At 52.9% G+C, this 20807-nt stretch carries 26 protein-coding genes; 21 read left to right on the plus strand and 5 right to left on the minus strand.

Features of this window, described 5'->3' with window-relative positions:
• Positions 1–107: 107 nt before the first annotated feature.
• Complete coding sequence (locus A3193_RS17325) at positions 108–797, plus strand: hypothetical protein (protein WP_069015373.1); 690 nt, start codon at positions 108–110, stop codon at positions 795–797.
• Positions 798–800: 3 nt separating this feature from the next.
• Positions 801–2966, plus strand: a complete 2166-nt coding sequence (locus A3193_RS17330; RefSeq protein WP_069015374.1) for a S8 family serine peptidase — start codon at positions 801–803, stop codon at positions 2964–2966.
• A 153-nt stretch (positions 2967–3119) separates the two neighbouring features.
• Here the strand turns inward: A3193_RS17330 and A3193_RS17335 are convergent, their stop codons facing one another.
• The 5 genes from A3193_RS17335 to A3193_RS17355 all read right to left on the minus strand — a co-directional run bounded on the left by A3193_RS17335 (position 3120) and on the right by A3193_RS17355 (position 7927).
• Complete coding sequence (locus A3193_RS17335) at positions 3120–3785, minus strand: sulfotransferase family 2 domain-containing protein (RefSeq protein ID WP_069004049.1); 666 nt, start codon at positions 3783–3785, stop codon at positions 3120–3122.
• Between the two features lie 5 nt (positions 3786–3790).
• Positions 3791–4906: a glycosyltransferase gene (locus A3193_RS17340; protein ID WP_069015375.1), complete on the minus strand. Its 1116-nt coding sequence runs from the start codon at positions 4904–4906 to the stop codon at positions 3791–3793.
• On the minus strand, positions 4903–5328 hold the full coding sequence (locus A3193_RS17345) for a GFA family protein (RefSeq protein ID WP_069003002.1): 426 nt from the start codon (positions 5326–5328) through the stop codon (positions 4903–4905). Before A3193_RS17345 ends, A3193_RS17340 begins: the two co-directional genes overlap by 4 nt.
• A 3-nt stretch (positions 5329–5331) precedes the next feature.
• Positions 5332–6702 (minus strand): O-antigen ligase family protein, encoded by a 1371-nt coding sequence (locus A3193_RS17350; RefSeq protein WP_069003001.1) that lies wholly within the window; start codon positions 6700–6702, stop codon positions 5332–5334.
• A 139-nt stretch (positions 6703–6841) separates the two neighbouring features.
• Positions 6842–7927, minus strand: a complete 1086-nt coding sequence (locus tag A3193_RS17355; protein ID WP_069015376.1) for a glycosyltransferase — start codon at positions 7925–7927, stop codon at positions 6842–6844.
• 243 nt (positions 7928–8170) lie between these two features.
• Here A3193_RS17355 and A3193_RS17360 point away from each other — a divergent pair, with 243 nt between their 5' ends.
• The 19 genes from A3193_RS17360 (at position 8171) to A3193_RS17445 (ending at position 20790) form a co-directional block, all read left to right on the plus strand.
• Positions 8171–9238, plus strand: coding sequence for a glycosyltransferase family 9 protein (locus A3193_RS17360; protein ID WP_235615029.1), 1068 nt, complete (start codon positions 8171–8173; stop codon positions 9236–9238).
• The gene (locus A3193_RS17365) at positions 9235–10332 is read left to right on the plus strand and encodes a glycosyltransferase (RefSeq protein ID WP_069002999.1); all 1098 of its coding nucleotides are present in this window, start codon (positions 9235–9237) and stop codon (positions 10330–10332) included. Before A3193_RS17360 ends, A3193_RS17365 begins: the two co-directional genes overlap by 4 nt.
• A complete protein-coding gene (locus A3193_RS17370) occupies positions 10329–11402 on the plus strand; it encodes a glycosyltransferase (protein ID WP_069015377.1) in 1074 nt (357 codons plus the stop codon). Before A3193_RS17365 ends, A3193_RS17370 begins: the two co-directional genes overlap by 4 nt.
• A gap of 165 nt (positions 11403–11567) precedes the next feature.
• The gene (locus tag A3193_RS17375; RefSeq protein WP_141694799.1) at positions 11568–12716 is read left to right on the plus strand and encodes a peptidoglycan DD-metalloendopeptidase family protein; all 1149 of its coding nucleotides are present in this window, start codon (positions 11568–11570) and stop codon (positions 12714–12716) included.
• Positions 12717–12806: 90 nt separating this feature from the next.
• The gene (locus tag A3193_RS20175) at positions 12807–13043 is read left to right on the plus strand and encodes a hypothetical protein (protein WP_071932349.1); all 237 of its coding nucleotides are present in this window, start codon (positions 12807–12809) and stop codon (positions 13041–13043) included.
• 225 nt (positions 13044–13268) lie between these two features.
• A complete protein-coding gene (locus A3193_RS17380) occupies positions 13269–14009 on the plus strand; it encodes a cysteine peptidase family C39 domain-containing protein (RefSeq protein ID WP_069015379.1) in 741 nt (246 codons plus the stop codon).
• Between the two features lie 146 nt (positions 14010–14155).
• Positions 14156–14536: a VOC family protein gene (locus A3193_RS17385; RefSeq protein WP_069002995.1), complete on the plus strand. Its 381-nt coding sequence runs from the start codon at positions 14156–14158 to the stop codon at positions 14534–14536.
• Between the two features lie 73 nt (positions 14537–14609).
• Positions 14610–15086: a hypothetical protein gene (locus A3193_RS20715; RefSeq protein WP_069002994.1), complete on the plus strand. Its 477-nt coding sequence runs from the start codon at positions 14610–14612 to the stop codon at positions 15084–15086.
• Positions 15083–15607: a GNAT family N-acetyltransferase gene (locus A3193_RS17395; RefSeq protein WP_069002993.1), complete on the plus strand. Its 525-nt coding sequence runs from the start codon at positions 15083–15085 to the stop codon at positions 15605–15607. The genes A3193_RS20715 and A3193_RS17395 overlap by 4 nt, the downstream gene beginning before the upstream one ends.
• 130 nt (positions 15608–15737) lie before the next feature.
• Positions 15738–16310 carry a histidine phosphatase family protein gene (locus A3193_RS17400; protein ID WP_069015380.1) on the plus strand — a complete coding sequence of 191 codons (573 nt, stop codon included), beginning with the start codon at positions 15738–15740 and terminating at the stop codon, positions 16308–16310.
• 101 nt (positions 16311–16411) lie between these two features.
• Entirely contained in the window at positions 16412–16825 is a 414-nt protein-coding gene (locus A3193_RS17405; protein ID WP_305782047.1) for an MOSC domain-containing protein, read from the plus strand.
• A 208-nt stretch (positions 16826–17033) separates the two neighbouring features.
• A complete protein-coding gene (locus tag A3193_RS17410; protein WP_162272445.1) occupies positions 17034–17507 on the plus strand; it encodes an SRPBCC family protein in 474 nt (157 codons plus the stop codon).
• A gap of 182 nt (positions 17508–17689) precedes the next feature.
• Complete coding sequence (locus A3193_RS17415) at positions 17690–17932, plus strand: TlpA family protein disulfide reductase (protein ID WP_141694800.1); 243 nt, start codon at positions 17690–17692, stop codon at positions 17930–17932.
• A 213-nt stretch (positions 17933–18145) separates the two neighbouring features.
• The gene (locus A3193_RS17420; protein ID WP_069002989.1) at positions 18146–18526 is read left to right on the plus strand and encodes a PH domain-containing protein; all 381 of its coding nucleotides are present in this window, start codon (positions 18146–18148) and stop codon (positions 18524–18526) included.
• Positions 18523–18837 carry a hypothetical protein gene (locus A3193_RS17425; RefSeq protein ID WP_069002988.1) on the plus strand — a complete coding sequence of 105 codons (315 nt, stop codon included), beginning with the start codon at positions 18523–18525 and terminating at the stop codon, positions 18835–18837. The genes A3193_RS17420 and A3193_RS17425 overlap by 4 nt, the downstream gene beginning before the upstream one ends.
• A 30-nt stretch (positions 18838–18867) precedes the next feature.
• Positions 18868–19215: an iron chaperone gene (locus A3193_RS17430; protein ID WP_069002987.1), complete on the plus strand. Its 348-nt coding sequence runs from the start codon at positions 18868–18870 to the stop codon at positions 19213–19215.
• A gap of 223 nt (positions 19216–19438) precedes the next feature.
• Entirely contained in the window at positions 19439–20074 is a 636-nt protein-coding gene (locus tag A3193_RS17435; protein WP_069002986.1) for a GNAT family N-acetyltransferase, read from the plus strand.
• Between the two features lie 51 nt (positions 20075–20125).
• The gene (locus A3193_RS17440; RefSeq protein WP_069002985.1) at positions 20126–20392 is read left to right on the plus strand and encodes a hypothetical protein; all 267 of its coding nucleotides are present in this window, start codon (positions 20126–20128) and stop codon (positions 20390–20392) included.
• Positions 20393–20415: 23 nt separating this feature from the next.
• Positions 20416–20790 (plus strand): cupin domain-containing protein, encoded by a 375-nt coding sequence (locus A3193_RS17445; protein ID WP_069002984.1) that lies wholly within the window; start codon positions 20416–20418, stop codon positions 20788–20790.
• Positions 20791–20807: the final 17 nt, after the last annotated feature.

Consider the following 20807-nt stretch of genomic DNA (forward strand, 5'->3'; position numbering starts at 1 on the left):
CAAGTCTGCACTGGGTTCGAGAACAAACAACCAAGACACCTAAGAGCTTCTCTGAATAGCCGTATCTCGGTCGCCAGGGAGCCTGGATCTGACCTGAAGGGAGCGCGATGCAGGTCATCGCAATCAATCTGGCATGGGGGGAAGTTGAGATGAAACATCTTCGGGCACTACGAGATTGTTGTCTGCCGATCATTTTTTTCATGACCATCGCCACGGCCTGTGCCGGACCCTCGGCCGGTACGCTGAATAACAAATCCTACAAGAGCATCGCCACACTTCAGCAGCAATATGTCTGGTACGACGGCGACGAGGCAAGAACCGTCTGGCTCAATCCAAGCCTGATCGTGGAGTTTGAATCTTCCGATGCCACCGCATCCGTGATGCGCCAGCGCTACAACGGGCGGGATGTGGCGGCGTTTCCGGCTCAAGGTAGTGTGCGCTTCTGGCGGCTCGAGTCGGGTAACTCATTAAACGTGACGCAACAGGCGAAATCCGAGCAGTATGCCGGCAGGCTTTCACCGGTATTTCACGACTCTTCCACTGAGGGAGGGCCGTTAAGGGCGCTACCCGGCGGGCTGATTGTGACCCTCGATCCAAGCTGGGAGAAGCCTCAGATTGATAATTGGTTGATTCGCAAAGGCCTTGAAGTGGAGCGCCGCTTACCTATTGGTGCTCACACCTATCTGTTGCGTACCGCACCAGGGATTGAAGCCCTGGAACTCGCCAATCAATTGCGGGAGTCCGGTGAAGTTGTCAATGCAACCCCCAATTGGTGGAAACCCAGTTCAAGGCGTTAGAGCATGACGATCGCAATTCAATCGAAACAGAATCCAAACGGATTCAGGTGGGGGCCGCTGGCCGGGTTCCTATTGGTGTTAACCACCGGCCTGCTCGGTTCTTGCGGCGGTGTTGAAGATGATGAGGATGTGGAAGATGAGATCATCGATCAACTGACGACCTTTCTGCTGACCATCAATATTACCGGAGACGGTGAAGGTGGCATCATCTCTACCCCAAGCGGTATCAATTGCAGTGAAATCGACAGTGTTTGCTCGGCGCGATTCGACAGTGGCAGCCGTGTGACGTTAAACGTCTATCCAGCCCCTGACAACGCCGTTGAGGAGTGGAGCGGTGGTGGTTGTTCCGGAGCCGGAACCAGTTGCGTGGTGACGATCAACGCCGATACCGAGATCTATCTGACCCTGACTCAGGGTGACCCGCTCTATGATCAGCAGTGGCACATCAAGAATACCGGGCAGAGTGGTGCTACCGCCGGAGAGGATATCAATGCAGAGCCCGTATGGGATGTGGACGGGATCAAGGGCCGCGGTGTACGCATCGTGGTGGTTGATGATGGTGTGGAGATCGGCCATGAAGATCTTGCCGCCAATGTGGCGGTGGATCAGAGCTGGGACTATCAAAACAGCGATACCGATCCATCGCCACCGCAACCCAGTGCGTCCGACCCATTCGCCCACGGTACCGCCGTGGCGGGACTGATTGCGGCTCGGGATTTGAATGGGGTGGGTGTGCGTGGTGTCGCGCCTCGCGCCAGTCTGATTGGCTATAACGCGATCCTCACCAATACCGATGCGGATAAAGCCGACGCCATGTCACGTGATGCGGTGGACAACGCGGTATCCAGTAACAGTTGGGGTTCGTTCGACAGCACCGGCATGCTTGAGTCGCCACCGTCGTTATGGGAATCCGCGATCCAGACCGGTCTCGCCAGCGGCCGTTTCGGTCGAGGCATTGTGTATGTGTTTGCCGGAGGCAATGGGGCAGAGAGAGGGGATAATTCCAATCATGACGGGTATGTGAACAACCGGGGAGTGATTGCGGTGGGGGCCGTCGGCAATGATGGTAGACAGGTCGACTTCTCCGAGAGTGGCGCCAATCTGTGGGTCAGCGCACCGGGCTCAGATTGTGTTCTCTCAACCGATAGAACCGGCGAATTGCCCTACAACGACTCCAGCGATGGAACCGCCGACGTGTCGAACCGCAGTTACACCTGCTTCAGTGGGACATCGGCTGCAGCACCGGTCGTCTCCGGTGTGGTTGGCCTGATACTCGAAGCGAATCCCAATCTGGGTTGGCGGGATGTGCGCATGATTCTGGCCCAGAGTGCACGTAAAAACCACGCCTCTGATTCCGGCTGGCTGACCACAGGAACCAATCCCCGTTACCATTTCAATCACAAGTATGGTTTTGGTGTTCCTGATGCTCAGGCGGCTGTCGCACTGGCGCGCAGCTGGACCAATCTCGGCCAGGAGCGAACCCATGAGACGGATCTGGAGAGTCCGAATGAACCGATCGCGGATATGGGTACAACAACCAGTACCATTACCGTATCCAACAGCGGCATCGACCATATTGAGTATGTTGAAATCACCTTCAGCGCCAGCCATACGGAGCCCGGTGATCTCGAAGTTCTGCTGACCGGTCCCGATGGCTCACAGAGTGTGCTTAGCGAGCCCCGTGGCTGTTCCAGCGGATTCCCTCTGTTCACTCGGGTGACCTGCAGCAGTTTCAGTGGCTGGGTGTTCGGCAGTGCCCGACACCTTGGGGGTGAAGCCGATGGTGAATGGACCTTGACGGTACGGGATCGGGTGACCGGCGATAGCGGTACCTTACAGTCCTGGCGTCTGAAGTTTTATGGCACCGGTGAACCGGAAGCCTGCAGCAGTACCCAGAATGCGGGAGGTGACACACCGGACACCCGTCAGATCGAGTTGGGTCAGAATTCAGGGAGTTTCGATTTCTACTACGAAACCTACAACATTCGTGATCGCATGCGCTTGCACTATGAAGGCGAGCTGTTGTTCGATAGCGGTTGTGTGGGTGAGGATAGGACAGTACCCATCAGCTACTCGGGCAACTCGTCGGTGATCGCGGTAGAGGTGGTTCCCAACTGTGAGGGTACCAGTGGCACCGCATGGGAATACACGGTGAACTGTCCACAGTAACGCATCTGTGATGAACGGCTCCCGGGCTGAGGATTCTCGACGGAAGCCTCTCGGCCCGGGATTGTCCGAAGGTTATGATGGCGGCGGCTTCAACCTGGCATTGATCATCAGCCGGTGCTTTTGGATTCAACCTACAATACAGCCCAACCGAAGTCACCTGGCCTGATCGAAATGATAACCAAAGGCTTCGATGTCCCGTTTGAAATGGTTACCGACCAGTTCCGCCAGGTCGTCCGTATAGTACTCCCGATAATCCTTTGAGCGATCTTTTGCCCGGCGTTTGTGGGGCAGACTGATGCCATCGATCTTGAGTTGGGTTGTGATCGATTTGAAATCTTCCGCCAGGTTTTCGTAGTGGCCGATGAAATCCACCAGGATCTTCCCCTGCAGGTCGACCAGGTAGTCGAGCTGGGATTGGATGGAGGTGTCCACATGGTATTGATAGGGCCGCTCCGGATCGAGTTTCCAACGGATGAAATGGTCGAAGTCCTCGATATGGGAGATCAGATGGGGGCGTTCCCGGCGGATGTGATGGTAGGAGCTGACCTGGAGATCCCAGGGGTTGCGCACAATAGCGAACTTGAACAGGTTGTTGAAGAACTGTTCCGGCAACAACTCCTTGGCGGCGACGATCCTTGAGTGACGGGGGAACTTGGTGCCGATGCGGTGTCCGCTCAGATGGCTGAAGCGGGAGCAGAGAAACATCGGGTAGTACCAGGGGTCACGCCAGCGCAAGGGCTGCAGTGCCGATCTGACACTGGTGCCGCCGGTCTTGGCGATGTGTACGAACAGAAAATTGTATTTGATGGAAAGCAGCATGGTGTTCAACCGATGAGTTTTAAATAGTGGGTGGCGCTGATCTCAGCGCGGTATTCCGCGACAGCCTCACGCAGCTGCTCGCTCTGTGGTGGAGAGTCGAGCACTTGCCCCATCGCCTCAGCCAGGGCCAGGTGGTCGCCAACCGGGACAAGCGGTGCGATTCGGCCCTGATCCAGAATCTCGTTAGGGCCACTGGGGCAGTCGGTGGAGACCACCGGCACCCCCAGTGCCATCGCCTCGGTGAGTACGTTCGGTGAACCCTCCCAGCGGGATGAGAGTACAAACAGCTGCGCCCGTTTCATATAGGCGTAGGGATTCGAGGTGAAACCGGGGAAGGCCAGGTCAGCTGTCACACCCAGGCTCTCAGCCAGTTCCAGTAAAGGCGCCTTCTGTCGTCCGTCACCAAGGATGATCAAGCGGCAGGGGCGCCGCTCTCTCAGCTGGGCAAAGGCCTGGATCAGGGTATGAAAATCTTTCTGCAGAGTCAGGCGTCCGGCGCCCAGTATTACCGGTATCCCGGAATCCTCGAGCCAGGGGTGAGGTACGGGTGCCTGCGCGGCTGTCTGCAGTTGCGGGGTGATCACCGGGTTGCGTACCACACTGACCTTTTGCGGATCGACTCCGGAAACCGCCAAGGTATCCTGACGAACCCCTTCGGATACGGCGATGATTCGGTCGATGTGCGGGTAGAGTAGGCGGATCGGCAGGCGTCGCAGGCGCATCCGCCAGGGGGATTTATGCGCCAGTGCGGCAGTCAGGTTGGTACCCAGTCGCATCAGCAGTCGGGTTTTGTCAGAGCCGGCCAGTGCCCTGGCGATGACTGCCATGCGACCGGCACGGTCTTTTGCCGCCAGCAGTGCTGCTGGTTTGGCCTGTTTCAGGTAGCGGCGCAGCGGCCATAGGCTGGTGGCAGTATGCTTGCTGCCAAGATCGATGCGATTCACTTGAGGGTGGAGCGCATCCAGGTGTTTGCTGCTGGTCTTGATCAACAACAGGTCGACCCGGGTGCCCTGTTCAGCGATGGCGTTGACCAGATTCAACACCATTCGTTCCACGCCTCCCTCTCCGGAGAGTGATACAAGCACAGCGAGATCCGGGGGCAATACCTTGCTGTCACTCATTTCTTGCCGGGCAGGGTATCGTAATGGGGCAGTGTATGGGGTTCTTCGTACCAGTCAGCAGCTGAGGTGGTGAAGACATTCTGCGAGGGATGGATACCCGGATCCTCATCCAGGGTACCGGCAGGCACGATTACCGCCTTGCCGCTCTGGGAACGCCAGGGCAGAGAGGAGCCGCACTGTTTGCAGAAACCGGTGGCAAAGTGTTTCGCCTCGCTCAGTTCGAAGCGTCCCACCAGCGCCTCGCCGCTCAGCCATTCAAACTGCTTCGGTGAGACAAACAGGTTGGCTGCAAAGGCACTGCCGGTGAATTTGCGGCAACGGGAGCAGTGGCAATATTGAAATATTCCCAGGTTTCCCTTGATCTGATAACTTACCGCGCCGCACAGACAGCGGCCGGTGGCAATGGTTTGGTCTTCACTCATCGATCACGCCTCTTGGGGGTTTCGGTTCTGCCGTTCAAGGTGTGGCCTGAAGGTCATCAGGGTAAAGGCATAGGCACAGCCAGCGATTATCAGCCAGTAGAAGCGCCAGTTCCAGTGTAGATGGCGAAAGTCGGTCAGGCTATAGATGGCGATCAACATGAAGTTACTGAACAGGAAGGCGAGGAAGTAGATCGAAATCCGCTGGCGACGAAACGCCTCCATGATTTTCGAGACCATCAGGCCACAGATCAGGGCGATGATCATGATACCCACCAGTCCAAGCTGAAATACCACCTCCAGATAGGCGTTGTGCAGATGGTCGAAGCCGATATCCCGGTGGTCCTTCAGATTGGGGTTGTTCTCCGCTTCCACCAGGGCATGGGTGGTGCCAGGCCCCCAGCCGGTAAATGGGCGTTCCAGCCATTTGTTGAGTCCGAACTCCCACAGATGCAAGCGATAGGTGGATGAGGTGAGAGGGGCCTCGTCCAGACCCTGGCTGACCACGGTGCCCAGCTCGGTCTGCTCGGTTGAGATCCTGGCCTGAATGGTGTCCCAGTTGAGTGCCAGGATCAGTGCCAGGACCAGACCTAACGCAGCCAAGGGCATCAGCAGGGAGACCTTCGGCTGCTTCTTGCTCTGGCGGGTGAACTTGAGTGTCAGAAAGATGGTGGGCAGGGCGAAAAAGAGTGCCAGCCAGACCCCGCGGGACTGGCTGATGATCAGCCCCTGGGTGTAGAAGAGTATGCCCAGAATGATCAGCACAACCAGTACGATCTGCTGGACTGGCTTCTGTTTCAGTTGGGGGTTGAGTCGGTAGATCGCCAATACGATCAATCCAAGGATCACCGCCGCACAATCAAAGCCGAAGATGATCGGTTTGCCGAAGTGCATGCCGGAGCGCTCTCCCTGGAGCAGTTGGGCAAGCGTGTCCCCGTCCAATGCGCTGAGAATGCCCAGGGTGAACCCGGTCAGTATCAAACCCAGGGCGGTCGGGATTCGCCTGGGAGACTGACTCAGCCACCAGGCGGGAATAAAGAACAGAAACAGCAGTGCCCAGTCCCGCGCCTGGTTGGCCTGGGTCTTGTGGTCGAGTGGAATCTCGGCCATCGCCTCGGTGCCCCGGTAGACAATGTAGGCGATGATCATCAGACAGGACCAGAACAGAAACTGCCGTGGCAGGCGTCGCCAGGCGTCACTCGAGAGGAGCAGGCCGATCAGCATCATCCCCAGTCCGAGGTTGGCCCCGGCGATACTCAGCAGGCTGAAAAACGAGAAGATATAGAGCCCGAGCACACCAATCCAATCGCTGGCCTGCTGCAGTTTCGAGTCGGCTAAACGGCTCGGTTTGAAATAGGGGCTAAGGGCTTGCAACATGGTTTTCTGCGTTTCTAATAGTTATGTCGTTCTTATAGTTTTCTTATTCTTGATCCGGCGCCTTAATAGGCCATATTCAGCCGAAGCGTGCCTGTCTGAAGCCCTGAACATGGCCTAATAAGGCGGCGGGCTAATGATATCATAGGAGACCGATGGCTCTGGCAATGCCTGCCGCCCGGTTCGGCCAACTGTAGGCAGCCACATCTTCACGCGCCTGCAGAGCGATTCGCTTGGCCAGCTGCGGATTATCTCTCAATTCCGCCACCTGTTGCACCCAGGCATCCGGATCGGCCGGATCGGCCAGCAGGGCATTATGTCCAGGCTGAAGAATCTCCCGCAACGGCGGAATATCACTGGCAATGATCGGCCGTCCCGCCGCCATCGCTTCGAACAGCTTCATTGGGCTGATCCCGTCCGCATGGCTCAGATCCGCCTGGTAGGGTAGCACCACCAGTTCGCTCTCGCCGTAGAGCTTGGCCACTTCCCGGTGGGGTACACTGGGTCGGTGCTGCAGTGCCGGGTGGTCGGGTACCGGATCATCGCAGTCGCCAACCAGCAGCACCTGCCCCAGGTTGGCCTGGGCAAGTCGGGTCAGAATGTCCAGCCCCCGGTCCCGGCTGATCCGCCCAAGATAGACGATCCTCGGGTTGGCCAGACCCCGGCTGTCGAGTTCCGGCTGCCTTTGAAAAGCCTCAAGCTCAACCCCGGAGGGGCTGACGTGGATCCGCTGTGGATCCGCGCCCGCCTCGATCAGCGCCTCTGCCGCACTGCGGCTGATCGGCAACAGTTGATCGATTATCCCCTGACGATGCAGCTCGATCACTTGTGACAGCTGATTTCGTTGTATCATCGGCTGCAGGGTGTGCACCTCGAAATGGTGTCTGATCCCCTGGGAGGCGAGTCCGAGACTCAATTCGGGAGAGCGCACATAGACCGCTTTCGCCCGGCTGAGCATGCGTTTATGCAGACGGGGAAACAGGGACAAAGGCCAGCGCCGATGCAGCCACTGGCTGGCACGGACATCGATCTTGCTGGTGATGCCCATCTCATCGCAGCGTTGCTGCGGGGTCACCGGCCGATGCCAGGGGGGAAGATAGAGTCGGGTGTCGATACCCAGATCAGTCAGTGCCGCCACTGTATGCAGGGTCTGGATCAGATTGGCACGGTTACGGTGCAGCCGACTGCGGCCCAGATAGATCAGATCAGGTATGTCAGTGTTCAGCATTGATGTAATTTATAAAAATAAGGAAGCGCTGATTGATTCATCCTCATCCCGGCAGATGTCTGAATCGAGCTATTCATCCACAGGGAAACCGGTTTTCATCGGAATGAGAGATTAATCAGGACTTCCATTAAGGGTTAACACTAACATAATCCCCAAGCTGCTTGTAATATATCCGGTTGTAATTAAATCCGCGCCAGACTCAGAGCTCCATGAAGTCGACGAACAACCAACATCGGATCCAATGTGAAAATCCCTGAGCATGACAATCCGTCGATTCTGATCGTGCGCCTCAGTGCGATTGGGGATATCGTGTTCGCCTCGCCACTGATCCACGCCCTGCGACAACGCTATCCTGCGGCCCGCATAAGCTGGCTGGTGCAGCCGGAATCAAAAGCCCTGTTGGAACACCATCCGGAGCTGGATGAAGTGGTGATCTGGCCCAGAGCCAGATGGCAGACCCTGTGGAAAGAGCGCCGCTGGCTGACCCTCTGGCGGGAGGTGGCAAGCTTCCGCCGTTCATTACGGGAGCGGGACTTCGAGCTGGCCCTGGATGTCCAGGGGTTGTTGAAAAGCGGTCTGCTGACCTGGTTCTCCGGTGCTGCTCAACGGATTGGGTTGGGTTCCAGAGAGGGCAGTCAGTATCTGATGACCGCCACGGTGGAGAAGGGGGGTGAGCCGAGACGGATCGGTTCCGAGTATCTCTATCTGGCAGAGCAGCTGGGTCTGCCTGTGGATCGGTTCGAGATGCATGTGGGGCTCTCCGATGAGGATCGGGTCTCTGCGGATCAGCTCATCGAAAAGCATCAGCTGAAGCGGGGATTCGTGGTAATCTGTCCCTTTACCACCCGGCCACAGAAACACTGGTTCAATGCTTCATGGCAAGCGTTGTTAGAACAGGTAGCGCAGAACTGGCAATTGCCGGTGGTGATGCTTGGTGGTCCGGGAGATCGTCAGCCGGCAGCGGAGATCAAAGCCTCAGACGAGGGATTGATCAATCTGGTGGGGGAGACCACTCTTCGACAGGCGGCGGCGGTGATTGCCAGAGGCTCACTGGTTGTGGGTGTCGATACGGGTCTGACGCACATCGGCATCGCCATGAGCCGGCCGACCCTCTGTCTGTTCGGTTCCACCCGACCCTATCTGGATACAACCCATGAGAACGCGCAAGTGATCTACCATCCCCGCCGCTGTTCCCCCTGCAAACGTAAACCGACCTGCCATGGTTCGTTCGATTGCATGGCTGAGATTACAGCAGCGGAGATCGTGGCGCGGGCCGACCGTCTGCCCGGTTTCAACGGAGGCGGTCAGTGAAAATTCTGCATGTGGAGACAGGTCAGCACCTATACGGCGGCGCCAAACAGGTCAGCTATCTGCTCGCCGGTCTACAGCAGCATGGGGTGGAGTCACATCTGGTCTGTCCGATCGGCAGTGCTATCGGCCGTACAGTGAAAGAGAGTGTGGCTGAGGTTTACGAAGTGCCGATGCGGGGTGATCTCGATCTTGGATTTATCTGGCGAATGCGCCGGATCATTCGTCAGGTTGAGCCTGATCTGTTGCATCTGCACAGTCGCCGGGGTGCCGATCTGCTGGGTGGTATTGCAGGCCGCTGGAGCGGTATCAGAACCGTGCTCTCCCGACGGGTGGACAACCCGGAACCCCCCGCTGTGGTGAGGTTGAAATACGCGCTTTACGACCGGGTGATCGCCATCTCCCAGGGGATCGCCGATGTGCTGCTCGAAGAGGGGGTGGCCGCGGAGAAATTGGCCTGTGTACGCAGTGCGGTGGATGTGGAGGCCTATCAGAAGTCCTGTGACAAAAGCTGGTTCAGAGCGGAATTCAATCTGCCCGAAGATACCCTGGTGATGGCCACCGTCGCTCAGTTGATCAGTCGCAAGGGTCATCGCTTTCTGATGCAGGCGATGCCCAGACTGATACAGCGCTACCCCAATCTTCGCTGGTTGATTTTCGGCAAAGGGCCGCTGCAGGAGGAGCTGAGGGATGAGATCGTGCGGCGTGGCCTGCAATCCCATGTACAGTTGGCCGGATTCCGCCAGGATCTGGCAGAGATCTACCCCTGTCTCGATCTGCTGGTACATCCGGCGCTGATGGAAGGGCTGGGAATCTCTTTGTTGCAAGCGGCCAGTGCCGGGTTACCGATCGTGGCGGTGGATGCCGGTGGTATGCCTGAAGTGGTCGAGGATGGTGTCAATGGCCGCCTGGTTCCCGGTGGCAGTGTGGAAGTCCTGGGGGATGCGGTGGAGCAACTGCTGGGCAATGAGTCCCTGCGCCGGGAGATGGGTGAGTCGGGGAGAGAGAAGATGCGCAGAAGTTTCTCGGTGGAACAGATGGTGGAAGGTAATCTGGCCGTCTACCAGGGCTTGCTCAACACAGATAACGCCACATGAGCGAGATCAAAAGCCTACAGATCATCGGCAGCAAATCCTTCGGTGGGGCAGAGCGTTGGTTCCAGCGCTTCTCTCTGGAGCTGGACAAGCTCGGCCATCCCACAGAGATCTGTGTGCGCAGAGGCAGTGAGCTGGATGGGAACCACTGGGCCAGCCTGAGTTGTCATCCCTTGGGGATGCGCACTGTTTGGGATCCGCTGTCGAAACACGAAGTGAAACAGTTGATCAAACAGCGCCAGCCACAGATCGTGCAGACCTACATGGGTAGAGCCACCCGGCTCACCCATCTACCGAAACAGAGTGGTGCTGTGCATATCGCCCGTTTGGGTGGTTACTACAAAGTGGACGGTTACCGCCATGCCGATGCCTGGATCGGTAACACCAAGGGAATTTGCGACTATCTGATCGATGCCGGATTTTCCAGTCAACGGGTGTTCCACATTTATAATTTCGCTGAACTGCCTGAACCGGGAGCAGCCCCGGCAGGCCTGAAAGCTGAACTGGGCATACCTGAGGATGCCTGGGTATTGATGACCCCGGGTAGATTTGTCCCCTTCAAAGGTCATCGCTATCTGCTCGATGCTCTGGCCAGACTGCCAGAGGCGATCGCTGGTCGACCTGTCTGGCAAGTGATTCTGGGCGATGGTCCACTCAAACAGGATCTGCATCAGCAGGCAGAACAGCTCAATATCAATCGACGTATCGTCTGGACAGGTTGGCAACTCAATCCCGACGCCTACTATCGATTGGCCGATCTGATTGTTTTTCCTTCCACCAACGCGGAGCCTTTCGGCAATGTCATCATAGAGGCCTGGGGTTACAACAAACCCCTTGTCACCTCCGCCTCAATGGGGGCGAGAGAGGTTATGCAGCATGGTCAGGATGGTCTGCTGTTCGAATGTGAAAATTCAACCTCACTGGCAACCTATTTGGAACAGGCATTGAAGGATGAGGGTTTGCGTAGATCGATGGCGGACAGGGGGTTGCAGCGCGCCCGGCAGGAGTTTGCCAAAGAGCCGATCATGCAGGCTTATCTGGAGCTTTATTCGAAGCTGCTTAGGGGACGTTGAGATGGATGTTTTGAGTTCAAGGATCTATTGGATTAGTGTTAACAGGCCCTAGGATGGATCTGTGGATTGTGAATTCGCCAAGGTTTTTGCTGGTGCCTGAAGTTGAATGGTTGTTGCTCTGGATTGCAGGGAAGGCAGCTGATTTTGCTGTAGGTGTATGGAGTCGTGATCGATGGCAAGAGGCTATACCGGTTCGATTCAAGCGCCGCTGATATCCTGTTTGTCCTGCAGCCAACGCTTCTGCTTACGCTGATTGTGAAAAATAGGCACCTGTCGCAATACACCCCGAGCAAATTTATAAAGATGAAAATGATCGCTACACAAACAAATTCTTGGATCTCAATGCTTCTGCTGACAGCCCTCTCCCTTACAACTCTGGTTGCAGAGGCTAAGTCTGCTGCCGGCGCGTTGAAAAAAATGGATCGGAACGGGGATAATCGTCTCAGTTATGAAGAGTGGCGAAAAAAACGACTCTTCAAGCGCATCGATATTGATGGTGATAACTATCTCGATGTGAATGAGTTGAAGCGTTTTTTTGGTGAGGCTGTTGAGGGTGTGAATCCCGGGAGTCTGCCCGACAATAAAACAATCAGCGCGATAAGAAGGTCGAAATTTGATGATCCCCAGGACCTTAAAGAGAAAGGCCTGATTGCTACAGGCCTCTATCCCGTCTGGCCGAAAGGTACAGCCTGCCGTGGTATCGATGAGACCTATGCCATGGACTACTCCCATAAGAGACCGAAACAGGCTTATCACGGTGGTATTGATCTGCCAGCGCCCTTTGGTACACCGATTCTGGCTGTGATGAGTGGTGAAGTTATCGCGATTTATGATGCGCACAGGAGCAATCCACGCGGTATCGAGGTTGTGCTCAGACACACGCCCGAGCAGAGCGGTTTGCCTCTCTATCTCTATTCACGTTATACGCATTTTGATTCCCTGCCAAGGTTGACAATTGGTCAAGCTATAGCGATGGGCGATGTCCTGGGCGAGACAGGTAATACGGGAGTGCTCGGTTGCGAGCTCAAAAACAGACCTTGCCGGGGCAGATCGCGCCGGCCGGCTCTCCATTTCGATATCCTCTATTCGGTTCGTTCGGAATATTATGATACTGGCAGCGTCTTGATACCCGTAGATGGGTATTGGATGGATCCTAATGCGCTTTATCGAAACAGCATGCCGGTGGACTCTGATTCTATGAAAGCGCTAACGAAAGACCGGAAGGGTGTATCTATCGCTTACACCCTTGAAGGTGGTGAAGTTTGGCCTGTGGATACTAAGATGATCTGGCCTTACGCCTGTTGGCGTGAATGAACTGTTTTTAACACTGGAATTCAGAATTACCAAGCCTGGATTCAGTGGCTGAGTCTGGTGGTCAGTCATCATTGATAGCGTGGATGGTGTATGAAGAGTCTGATTGCAATAGTCCTTTCTTTTCTGATTTCATGGTACTTCATTGATTTGTCGTCAGATGGTCTGTTCAGAAGCGTTGTGGCACCAATTTCACTCTTTTTCTCATTCATTGCATTTGGGTTCTGGTTGGTTCTAAAAGCAGGATTCGGTCGGCGGGCTGATGGAGGCAGTGGTGGTGGTTTTGGGGATGGGTTTGGTGATGGAGATGGCGGTTGTGGAGGGGAGTAAGATGGTAGTGCAATAAGTGAGTTTGTTCGGGAGCGTGATATCAATATCAATAGATAATCTTGATTTGGAAAAAGACCGGATGTTGACTTTTAATAAATGGAATCTGTATGAAGTTTATATCAATCAATCCTATCTAAGACTGATTTATCTCTCACTTCGCCGGTTATTCTGTGTATCAGGGGCTATTGGATTAGTGTTAACAGGCTGTAACAGCAAGCAAACAAGATGAAGATACTCTGCTGGGTCATATTGTTGTATTGTTATCCGCTGGCATGTCTGGCTGATCTTGCCTATATCAATCAAATTCCCGATTTTACCCAAACAGATGTTGCCTTTTCCGGTAGTGGTAACGGACAGCAGTTTTGTGCTCCGGTCGCTGTGTCAAACTCAATTGTTCTTTTGAGTGGCAATACTCAGGAGCAGATTGATTTGATCGCGTTGCTTGCCTCTTCTGAGTATATGAATACCAGTCTGAAAAATGGCACTGGAACCACTGGGGTGCTCCGAGGTGTCAACAGAATCGCTAAAGAGTTGTTCGGTGGTTATTCAAAGCTTGAATATCAAGGTTGGAGAAAACACCCTGCGAAATATTCGACAGGGATAGTTCGTCCCGAAATAACCAAACTGAAAAACGCCATATCCAGCCGGTCTGCTGCCTGGTTGAATGTCGGGTGGTATCGATATGAGAAGGCGCGGGATCAGTATCGGCGAATTGGTGGTCATTGGGTGACCTTGGTTGGAGCAGATAACGAACACCTGGTGATACATGATCCTTCACCAAGGGCGGGGAGAGTCTTTTCAAACGAATTTGTCGAGTATCGGACGATTGATAGCGGGATGCTGGTTGGTGACAAGAAGGGATTGCCGGTCGAGGCAAAAGGCTACCTGATGCTCGGAAAAGGATTTCATTTAAAGAGAGGCACTGACTTTGCTATCGTTGATGGTGCTGTCTTTTTCAGACTCTAACGTTCCAGTCCACAACCGGGTCAACACGCCTGCCTCATTCATATGGATGCAAATCCTGGCCAATGGCTCTATTTCAATTGGTCTACACTTTTTAGCAGAAGAGGCATCAAACTGTTACTCATTTCAAAAGAACAAGAGGAAATGTCATGGAAAACAATCCGGTAACCTGGTTTGAGATCTATGTGGACGATATGGAACGAGCGAAAAAATTTTACCAGACGGTGTTGGGAATATCCCTGGAAAAACTCGTCGATCCAACTGGGTCAGGAGTGGAGATGTGGTCATTTCCCTCAGATATGGAGCGTTATGGCGCAACCGGTGCGCTGGTGAAAATGGAGGGATTCTCTGCTGGTGGTAACAGCACGTTGGTCTATTTCGGCTGTGAAGACTGTGCGACAGAAGAGTCACGTGCAGAAAAGGCCGGAGGGCAGATACATCAGGCCAAGATGTCTATTGGAGAGTATGGTTATGTTTCGATCATAATTGATACCGAAGGCAATATGTTCGGCCTTCACTCGGGAGGGTAAATAAACGAAAGAAAACAGAACGTTAATTGGTGGTTACTGAGTTTTAGTGATTCAGCAGGGTAAGGGGGCTGTAATGAACCAGGTCTATACGCCATTAAGATACTCTGTAGTTCTACTGTTGGCTGTAACACTCGCATCCTGTACGGCGGGAGACTCCCAGTTCACAGTGGAGAATCCGGCGGGATTCTTCTGGGGGCTCTGGCACGGTGTGATTTCGGTGATCAGTCTGGTAATCCATCTATTCAATGACAATGTGGTTGTCTATGAACTGGATAACAGTGGGGGGTGGTACGATTTCGGATTCCTGCTTGGTGTGATTATGGTCTGGGGTGGTGGTTGTCATGCCAGCTGTAAGACAAAACAGGAGGCAGCCAGTGATAAAGAGTGGGATGAGATTGGTGACAAAGTGGAGAAAAAAGTGATGCGCAGGTTAAAGGAGTGGGCAGACGAGGATGCCCCCACGGACCCAGATGGTGAGTGGGACGAGATCGGCGAAAAGGTCGAGAAAAAACTCAAACGCAAGATTCGTGAGTGGGCTGAAAAAGAGTGATAATAAAAGCATCTACGGATGAAGATGCAGCTGCAATCATTGAGCTGCATAAGCAGGTGTTTGGTGAAACAGAAGGCGAGAGTGTGGCCAGGCTGGTTGCTGATCTGTTTCAGGATGAAACGGCGAGACCGCTGATCTCACTGGTGGCTACGGATGAGGGGCTGGTTGTGGGGCATATCCTCTTCAGTCCTGCGACCATAGAAGGTGCTTTGAATTGTTCGGGAGTCATTCTGGCTCCTTTGGCTGTAGGTGAGGCATATCAGAAATCAGGTATCGGTACGGCACTGATCAGAGAGGGTATTGAAAGCGTACGGAAACTACAGGCCGATTACGTGCTGGTTCTTGGTGATCCCAACTATTATCAGCGTGTTGGTTTCCGGGCTGGACATGGCATTGCGCCTCCCTATCAGATCGACTATCCGGAGGCCTGGATGGTATTGGAACTGAATCCGGGAACTGTCAGCACCATTAAGGGTAAAGTGCGCTGTGCGGAGGCTCTCTGTAGGCGAGAGCTATGGTAGTCTGCGCATCAGGCTCGCTTGTTGATCGATGGACAGGTGGTGGTATTCGGCAGTAATCCACAATTCCGGAATCATCGAGTTCCTACGATGCAGGGATGAATGAGGTTTATAGAACTGGTGGTTATTGGTTATGCGTATAACGCTACTAAGACATGGTAGTCCTGATTTCGTGTGGCAACGAAGTGTTAGAGGATGTGAATTTGCACGGCTGGAAAAGGAGTATGATAGTGCAACTATCAACGATTTACCGCCGGCTGAATCTGTTCAGCAGGTAATGGATCACCACTGTTTCGTATGCAGTGATTTGACTCGATCCATTGATTCCGCAAAGGCGCTTGGCGTGGATCAGGTGGATTTTTCAGATCGACTCTTTCGTGAGATGAACCTGCCTTACTTTGACGAAATTTCGCTAAAATTACCCTTGGAAGTATGGGCCATTGTTTTGCGAAGTCTGTGGTTTTTGGGGTTTTCAAAAAACAGTGAGTCATACCGGAAAGCCAGGTCGAGAGCAAAAGAGGCCGCAGAGAGGTTGATTGATTTGGCGTTGAAACATCATGCCGTGCTGTTGGTCGGTCATGGTTTTCTCAATCACTATATTGCCAAGGAACTGAGAGCGTTGGGTTGGCGTGGCCCTTCCAGTCCAGGGCGAAACTACTGGGAGTTCGGCTGTTACGAGATGAGCATGCAGACAGTTGATCTTTAAAACGGTTGTCTATGCAAAAGCCACTAAAAACGCTGATGATGCACTTACCACAAATAGGTTGTGTAGAGTGGATAGGTGTGAGGCCTGCTCGTGGTGAACCAATGCACTCGCTTGAATCGGTTAAGATCGAGGTGGGGACAGGCTTGACCGGGGACCGTTTCAAAGGCCGTGCCGAGAGTGCCAGGCAAGTGACACTGATACAGTATGAGCATCTACTGGTGATAGCAGGATGTCTTCACCGAAAAGCGTTATTGCCTGAACTGTTACGCCGAAATATTGTGGTGTCGGGTATCAATCTGCTGGCGCTGAAGGATAAACGCTTTCAGGTTGGTGAAGCAATTCTCGAGTTCAGAGGGCTTTGTCACCCCTGCAGTAAGATGGAAATGGTTTTGGGTGAGGGAGGCTATAACGCAATGCGTGGTCATGGCGGGATCGTGGCAAGTGTATTTCAGGCCGGAAAAGTTAACCTTAAGGATAGGGTTGTCTCATTGGGTGGTGTGACTGAATCACCCTAGGGTCAATTGGCCCCGTGTCAACATGTCGTAGATCAATACAAACTGTTGTGCACGAGTGTGGGCAAGTCACTTGTACCCTGCATGGAGTAGAGGAGTGCGGCATTACCCGTATCCATGAATCATCTATACTTCAGAGGCGGGAGATTCATGCGCAGAGTCATTCAATGTAAGGTTCTATGTTTGAGTCGACTTGATGATAAATTTCACGATGAGGATTAACGCCTTGATACCCGGCTATGCTCGTCAAATTGTCGTTACCGCCACACCGGCAATTACATTCCAGGCGCTTACGGCAGAGATCGATCAGTGGTGGACAACGAATTGCAATGTAATCACTCAGGTTGGTGATCGAGTCACTTTCAGGTTTGATTCAACCTATTGGGTAATGGAGGTGGTTCGATTGTCTGAGAACAGACTGATTGAGCTGCTTTGTATCGAAGCCCATCATCTCCATGAAGGTTTGCCTGCCTCAATCGAGAAGGAGTGGGAGGGAACAAAACTCAAGTGGGCGCTGAAAGCGGTTGATGGAGCTACTCAGGTTGATTTTATCCATGAGGGTCTTGTGTCTGAACTCGACTGCTATGAGATATGTGAGCAGGGCTGGAACTTCTACTTTGCCAGCAGTTTGAAAGAGTACCTTGAGACGGGTAGAGGATCTCCTTATCAGAGTGCTGAGACCTGAGTCGTTTCGGGTTGTGAGAAATAATAGGTGGAGAGATCGTGTTCATTTCATCAGCTGATGCCACTTTATTAAATATCACTCATGCCGCCAGGCTTGCTATTCGTCGCTTGTGTAGCTGACGGCATTGATTGGCAAAGTCGTGATCGTCAATTTTTGAACAGCCTGGTGTGGAGGTCCTGGCTGTGACTGTGGGTATAGACGATGAGCGGGTGTTTACTTTACTCGGGAAGAAGGAGCCTTCACCAAGCTTACCGATCCTGCTGGATAGGGAGGTAGAATCACTCTATGATTGGCAGGCCAAAGGGTTACCAATAACCTATGTTTTAGATAGCGAAGGCCTTATCCGCTATCGAGCGGTTGGTGGCTGTGAGTTCAATCCTGCCTCAATCCATGAAAAACGATTACAGCTAGTTGACAAAAAATAACATTCTTTTGTGAAAACAGGCAGATCTTGTGCTGTTTTCAATATTGGTTGAGGTTTAGGCGTGATTCAATTTCGCTGTTCGATTCGTCAATCCGATAGTCACAGCTTCAAAACTGATCCGGGACCTGTCGGTTTCTCCAGTGGTGTATTACAATGCCGGGGCCGACAAACAGGTTGGTCAGTCTGAAATTTTTAAAGTTCTAGGAGCTGTATCATGAGTGAGCTGTACTCAGAGCATCCTGTCATGTTCAAAAACAATCCGATAGGGTTTATTGTTTCTATCATCCTGATACCGGTGTTTGGTGTTGGCCTGGTGATTCTGCTTGTCTGGCATCTGCAAAACAAAGCCTCCAAATTAACCATTAACGATACTGAAATCCTCTATGAAAAGGGACTCCTGAGTAAAGAGCGCTCGGAGGTCAATATCAGCAGTGTGAGAACAACCAAGGTGAAACAATCCTTTTTCGATCGTATTTTCGGCGTTGGTGCGATTGAGATTTATACTGCTGGCGATAGCCCGGAGATCGTGGCGAAAGGTCTGCCTGATCCAAATAGGATCAGTGAGATTATCCGTCCCAGGAAAGATGATCAATGATCGGTGAGACCGACAAAAAGGATAAGCGGGAGTCGAGAACCATCGCGATTGTCCTGATTGCCATGTTGTTGGTGATTGGGGTTGTCCTGGTGCTGATGCTGCCTGAACTCACAGAGTTTGCCAGGATGCATCTGAGTCCGGGTTTGGGAGTCAAGGACTCTGCCCTGATCTCCTTTTTTGTCTCAGTTGTTCTGCTGGTGCTGTTCGCACTCTTTTCCGGTGACGGTCTGATTGGAGAGCTCCAGTTTATGATCCCTGGGTTTTTTCTGTTTTTTGTAGTGAACTGGTTATTGATAGCCTGGGTGTTTTAAACTTACTCTTTCAAGAGCTTCTGTTACAAGATGGTGAAAACTGTCGATCGTTACATTGCTGATCTGCCTGAGGAGCGTAAACAACGTTTTATGCTTCTTCATCAGATGATAATGAGTGAGTATCCGGATCTGATCGTTGACATGCACTATAAGATGCCAACCTATCGACTGGGTGAAGGTTGGGTTGCGCTGGCCAATCAGAAAAACTATATCTCTCTCTATACCTGCAGTGCCACGCACATCGACGCCTTCAAAACAAAATATCCGCAAATCAAGACAGGTAAGGGTTGTATCAATTTCAAGGATAAGGATCCTCTGCCCCTAGACGATCTGGTATCGGTGGTTCATCACGCAATCTCCGAAGCGAAAGGCCATTGACTAGGGGTATTTCTGTCAGTCTATTGTTACAAATCAGTTAACCATTCATACAATTGGTTACAGTAACCCGTCAGCGATTTTCTTAAGCTTATGAGTGTGACCGGGCTTGCCTGAATTCTCCTAGGAACGTCTCTGTTCAGGTTTGGGCAGGAGAGACCAAAATGGAATCCTGAGTGCAGATGAGTGGCGTCCCCAATACAACAGTTCAGGCCAAATAAAGGACATGATCACAAGACCTTACAAGCATTCGGATTATGAATTTTGTGAAGCGCTGGTTAGTCAGGCCTGGGGCTTCGATGAGATTTTTAAACCCGCTGATCTGTCGGCCCTGGCGAAGATTATCTATACCAAGGGCTCTCTGGTCAGCAGTAATTATCGAAGGGTTGTCGAAGATGACGGCCGCTTGGTCGGATTCATTTTCGGCTATAATGAATATGTAGGTAAGCCAAAAGGCAAGCTGTTGTTCACCCTGCAAATATTGTGGCGACTTTTGACGGTCAGGGGGGACAGGCCGGAGGATACGAAAAGCCTGATTCAGGCAATTCAAGAGCACCAGAAGAACAGGGCAGCCATTGTCGGGCAGGGCAGAAGTGAAATTGTCTTGTTTGTGGTGGCCGAAGAGTATCAGGGCGTGGGTGTCGGCAGTAGTCTGTGGTGCGGGTTTGAATCGTTCTGCAAGTCCGGCAATGTGCGGGAGATCATTGTGGAGACCAACCGGATGGGAGCCAGTGGTTTCTATGAAAAACTGGGGTTTGAATTGATTGCGGATTTTGATTCACCTCTGCATGAATATGCCACCAAAGGTGGTCAGGCCTGTATGTATGAATATCACACTGGGCAATCGTCGGGGATATGTTGAGAGCTGGATAAAGGGATTTCCGTTGGACCGGGCGTAAAACAAGGATGTATCATGGGCGCGATTTCAACAAGACACTATCAATTGATTCTGCAATTTCTGTTTGCAGTTGGGATTCTGTTTTCCATTCTGATCTTTTATGTCAAGCCGCCTCTGAATTATGCTTGCCTGGCGTTTATGGGCATAGGCCTGATTTCCGGTTTGATCTTTTTGGAGAATGTTCAGCACAAACTGGTGAGGTTGGTGTTATTTGTTCCCATTTTCTGGCTGGTGGTGATCATCTCCCTGGCAGTGGCGAAAGTGTTGACCCCCTATTTCTAATCGAGCTCTACTGAGTATTTGAGATGATGCAACAAATCAGGCACCTGGATTCAGACCGGGAGTTCTATATTGAGGAGCGGTGCCATATCATCGAGCTGAGCAATAGCGCTGATGACCCTGATTGCTCCATCGCCAGAGCAAGGGTTGAGCCGGGTGTGACAACCTGCTGGCACCGCCTGTCGGAAACGGCGGAGCGATACCTTATCGTCAGTGGGGCGGGTCGTGTGGAGATCGGTGAGCTACCCGCAGCCACCGTTCAGCCGGGAGATCTGGTCACGATTCCGCCGATGACCCCTCAGAGGATCACCAATACCAGCTCAGAGGATCTGATCTTTTATGCCATCTGCACCCCCCGTTTTTTGCCAGAAAACTATCAGCCGCTTGAGTCTGCTGAGTGACCTGTTCGCTGGATCTA

Source organism: Candidatus Thiodiazotropha endoloripes, from assembly GCF_001708965.1.
Lineage (GTDB): Bacteria > Pseudomonadota > Gammaproteobacteria > Chromatiales > Chromatiaceae > Thiodiazotropha > Thiodiazotropha endoloripes.